Genomic DNA, 4,408 nt, shown 5'->3' with positions numbered 1-4,408 from the left:
ATCAAGGGCGCTGGCCTCGGCAAGGATGTACTACTCTTGACGGACGGACGATTCTCAGGCGGCACAACCGGACTGTGTATCGGCCACATAGCACCCGAAGCGGTGGACGCAGGTCCCATCGCCTTCGTGCGCGATGGTGATCTAATACGGGTCGATATCGCCGCTCGCTCCCTCGATCTACTGGTCGAGGCGGAAGAGCTTGCCGCTCGCCGCTCTGGCTGGGCTCCGCTTCCCCCGCGCTATACCCGTGGCGTTCTCGCAAAGTACTCCAAGCTCGTGCACTCCGCCGCGGAGGGCGCGATCACCGGATAGCCTGCGCCCACCCCTCGTGCTCGACAACCTCGCAAGGAATAACTGATGTCCACGGAATCGAATCCCGTGCCCACCGCGACCAGGTCCGCGACGGCCAGGCCGGCCGAGCCCGCGGCACCGGAGGTGCTCACCGGGTCCGGCGCCATCCTCCGCTCGCTCGAGATGCTCGGCGTCACGGATGTCTTCGGCCTGCCCGGCGGGGCGATCATCCCCTTCTACGACGAGCTGATGTCCTCGACGGCGATCCGGCACATCCTGGTCCGTCACGAGCAGGGCGCCGGCCACGCCGCGGAGGGGTACGCGACGGCCACCGGCAAGGTCGGCGTCGCCATCGTGACCTCGGGGCCGGGGGCGACCAACCTCGTGACGGCGATCGCGGACGCCTACATGGACTCCGTGCCGATGCTCGCGATCACCGGCCAGGTCTTCTCGACCCTCATGGGGACGGATGCCTTCCAGGAGGTCGACATCGTGGGGATCACGATGCCGATCACCAAGCACTCGTTCTTGGTCACCCGTCCGGAGGACATCCCGGCGACGCTCGCGGCGGCCTACCACATCGCCTCGACCGGTCGTCCGGGCCCGGTTCTCGTCGACATCACGAAGGACTGCCAGCAGAACTCCGCGCCGTTCGTCTGGCCGCCCAAGGTCGACCTGCCCGGCTACCGCCCGGTGACGAAGGCCCACGGCAAGCAGATCCAGGCGGCGGCTCAGCTGCTCGCCGAGGCGAAGCGGCCGGTGTTCTACGCCGGCGGCGGCGTCTCCCGCGCGAACGCCTCCGCGGAGCTCCTCGAGCTCGCGGAGCTGGTCGGCGCCCCCGTCGTGACGACGCTCACCGCCCGCGGCGTGTTCCCCGACTCGAACCGGCTGAACCTCGGCATGCCCGGCATGCACGGCACCGTTCCCGCGGTCCTGGCGATCCAGGAATCCGATCTGCTGGTCGCCCTCGGCGCCCGCTTCGACGACCGGGTGACCGGAAAGCCGGACGAGTTCGCCCCCGACGCGAAGGTCGTCCACGTCGACATCGATCCGGCGGAGATCTCGAAGATCCGCGCCGCGGATGTCCCGATCGTCGGCGATGCCAAGGACGTCATCGCCGACCTCAGCCTCGCCTTCGCCGCGGTGTCCGCGACGGAGAGGAGCGACCTCACCGAGTGGTGGGCCCGCCTCGACAGCCTGCGTGAGCAGTATCCGCTCGGCTACGACGAGCCGGAGGACGGCCTGCTGTCCCCGCAGTACGTGATCGAGCGCATCGGGGCGATCACGGGACCCGAGGCCATCTACGCCTCCGGCGTCGGACAGCACCAGATGTGGGCGGCGCAGTTCATCAAGTACGAACGCCCGAACTCCTGGCTGAGCTCCGGAGGAGCGGGCACCATGGGCTACGGGCTGCCCGCCGCGATGGGCGCGAAGGTCGCAGAGCCGGAGCGCACCGTGTGGGCGATCGACGGCGACGGATGCTTCCAGATGACCAACCAGGAGCTGGCCACCTGCACGATCAATCACATCCCGATCAAGGTCGCGATCATCAACAACTCGTCGCTCGGCATGGTGCGGCAGTGGCAGACCCTCTTCTACGACGGGCGGCACTCCTTCACCGACCTGAACACCGGGCACGACACGGTGATGGTTCCTGACTTCGTGAAGATGGCCGACGCGTACGGTGCCCTGGGCATCCGGGTCACCACGAAGGACGAGGTGGATGCGGCGATCAAACTCGCCAACGAGACGAACGATCGCCCGGTGGTCATCGACTTCATCGTGAGCCGGGACTCGCTCGTCTGGCCGATGGTGCCGCAGGGCGTCGGCAACTCGAAGGTCCAGTACGCGAAAGAGCATGCCCCGGAATGGGAAGAGGAGTAGGCCGATGACCCACGTTCTGTCCCTTCTGGTCGAGGACCGACCCGGGCTCCTCACCCGGGTGGCCGGCCTGTTCGCCCGACGAGGCTTCAACATCGAGAGCCTCGCGGTCGGCGCCAGCGAGATCGCCGGTCTGTCGCGCATCACGGTGGTGGTCGACGTCGAGGAGCTTCCGCTCGAACAGGTCACCAAGCAGCTCAACAAGCTCATCAACGTGATCAAGATCGTCGAGCTCGATCCCGCGCAGACCGTCGAGCGCGAGCACATGCTCATCAAGGTGCGGGTCGACAACACCACCCGCAGTCAGATCCTCGAGGCGGCCACGCTGTTCAGGGCGAGGATCGTGGATGTCGCGCCGGACGCCCTCGTGATCGAGGTCACGGGCGACACCGCCAAGGTGCAGGCACTCCTCAGGGTCCTCGAGCCCCACGGCATCAAGGAGATCGCGCAGTCGGGTCTTCTCGCCATCGGCCGTGGCAGCAAGAGCATCACGGAACGCGTCTTCAAGAACTAACCACAAAACAAGGAGAACTACGAAGTGACCGAGATTTTCTACGACCAGGACGCCGACCTCGCACTCATCCAGAGCAAGAGGGTCGCCGTCATCGGCTACGGCTCCCAGGGCCACGCCCACGCTCAGAACCTCCGCGACTCCGGCGTCGAGGTCGTCGTCGCCCTCAAGCCCGACTCGAAGTCGAGACAGAAGGCGGAGGAGGCGGGCTTCACCGTGCTGAGCACGGCCGAGGCATCCGAATGGGCCGACGTCATCGTCATCCTCGCTCCCGACCAGCACCAGCGCGGCCTGTACGCCGCGGATATCCAGCCGCACCTCGCGGCGGGCAAGGCCATCCTCTTCGGCCACGGCTTCAACATCCGCTTCGGCTACATCAAGGCGCCGGAGGGCGTCGACGTGATCATGGTCGCCCCGAAGGGACCGGGTCACACCGTGCGCCGCGAGTACGAGGCCGGCCGCGGTGTCCCCATCATCGCCGCCGTCGAGCAGGATGCCTCCGGTCAGGCCTGGGACCTCGCCTGGTCATACGCCAAGGCGATCGGCGGCCTGCGTGCCGGCGGCATCAAGACGACCTTCACCGAGGAGACCGAGACCGACCTGTTCGGCGAGCAGGCCGTGCTCTGCGGCGGTGTCTCCCACCTCGTGCAGGCCGGATTCGAGACGCTGACCGAGGCCGGCTACCAGCCGCAGATCGCCTACTTCGAGGTGCTGCACGAGCTGAAGCTCATCGTCGACCTCATGTGGGAGGGCGGCATCGCCAAGCAGCGCTGGTCGATCTCCGACACCGCGGAGTACGGCGACTACGTGTCGGGGCCGCGGGTCATCGACGCCCACGTGAAGGAGAACATGAAGGCGGTGCTCTCCGACATCCAGGACGGCAGCTTCGCCGCGCGCTTCATCGCGGACCAGGATGCCGGAGCCCCGGAGTTCTTCGCGTTGCGCGAGAAGGAGTCCCAGCACCCCATCGAGGCCACGGGCAAGGAGCTGCGTGCACTCTTCGCCTGGAAGCAGCAGGACGAGGACTACACGGACGGCTCGGCCGCGCGCTAGGCATCCCGTTCGGCCGTCCCCTGTGGCGGGAGAAACTGTTTCGCGGCGGGAGGCGCACCTCCCGCCGCGAGACGATTAACCCGCCGCGAGTGGCGGTATCTCCCGCCGCGGGGCCGTAGCTCCCGCCGCGGGCGGCATCCAGGGCGGCCCGGCCTGATCTAGGGCCGGCGCACGCGCAACCAGGACATGCCGGTCAGGTCGATCGAGCTGCCCTCCGGCTCCTGGACGACGATCATGAGCACGTCGTCGCAGGTGCAGCAGCGCACGATGAGGCCGTGGTCCTCGACGTAGACCATGGCCCGTGCGAGCACCGACACATCGCCGCAGGAGGCGCACCGGGCGGATGCCGTGGTCGGGTCGAACCGGAACAGCTCGGAGAGCGGGCCGGCGAGGACATTGCCATCGACGTGCCCGGTCATCGTGTCCCGCCCGTCATCTCAGATGCCTCCGAATCGCTCGGTCTTCACGCGGACCGGGTCGTGGCCGAGTTCGACGAGGGCCGTCGCCACCGTCTCGACGAAGCCGGTGGGACCGCAGACGAAGACGTCGGGGGAGTAGGCGGCGGGAAAGGCATCCGCCTCCAGGTCCGCGCGTCCCAGCCGTCCCGCCGGTCGCGGCCATCCGTCCGGGGCCTGCCGCGTGTACACCCAGGTGACGTCGAGGTGCGGTGTC

Annotated in this window: 5 protein-coding genes and 1 pseudogene; 4 read left to right on the top strand and 2 right to left on the bottom strand. The window is 67.8% G+C overall.

Annotation, left to right across the window (positions count from 1 at the left end; all coding sequences use genetic code 11):
- From VGC18_RS07225 to ilvC, 4 genes are all read left to right on the top strand, one after another.
- The coding region (locus VGC18_RS07225) for a dihydroxy-acid dehydratase (protein ID WP_331095744.1) at positions 1 to 312 on the top strand (312 nt) is incomplete at its 5' end.
- Between the two features lie 45 nt (positions 313 to 357).
- Positions 358 to 2,175 carry an acetolactate synthase large subunit gene (locus VGC18_RS07220; protein WP_331095742.1) on the top strand — a complete coding sequence of 606 codons (1,818 nt, stop codon included), beginning with the start codon at positions 358 to 360 and terminating at the stop codon, positions 2,173 to 2,175.
- A 4-nt stretch (positions 2,176 to 2,179) separates the two neighbouring features.
- Positions 2,180 to 2,686 carry an acetolactate synthase small subunit gene (ilvN, locus tag VGC18_RS07215; protein WP_331095740.1) on the top strand — a complete coding sequence of 169 codons (507 nt, stop codon included), beginning with the start codon at positions 2,180 to 2,182 and terminating at the stop codon, positions 2,684 to 2,686.
- Positions 2,687 to 2,710: 24 nt separating this feature from the next.
- Positions 2,711 to 3,736, top strand: a complete 1,026-nt coding sequence (ilvC, locus tag VGC18_RS07210; protein WP_331095738.1) for a ketol-acid reductoisomerase — start codon at positions 2,711 to 2,713, stop codon at positions 3,734 to 3,736.
- Positions 3,737 to 3,894: 158 nt separating this feature from the next.
- On the opposite strand, the gene VGC18_RS07205 is transcribed toward ilvC, so the two are convergent.
- The gene (locus VGC18_RS07205; protein ID WP_331095736.1) at positions 3,895 to 4,155 is read right to left on the bottom strand and encodes a DUF6510 family protein; all 261 of its coding nucleotides are present in this window, start codon (positions 4,153 to 4,155) and stop codon (positions 3,895 to 3,897) included.
- 18 nt (positions 4,156 to 4,173) lie between these two features.
- Positions 4,174 to 4,408, bottom strand: a pseudogene (locus VGC18_RS07200) (oxidoreductase); the annotation flags it as partial.

It is taken from the genome of Lacisediminihabitans sp. (assembly GCF_036404185.1).
Taxonomy (GTDB): domain Bacteria; phylum Actinomycetota; class Actinomycetes; order Actinomycetales; family Microbacteriaceae; genus Lacisediminihabitans.
This window is presented reverse-complemented; position numbering and strand designations above follow the sequence as displayed.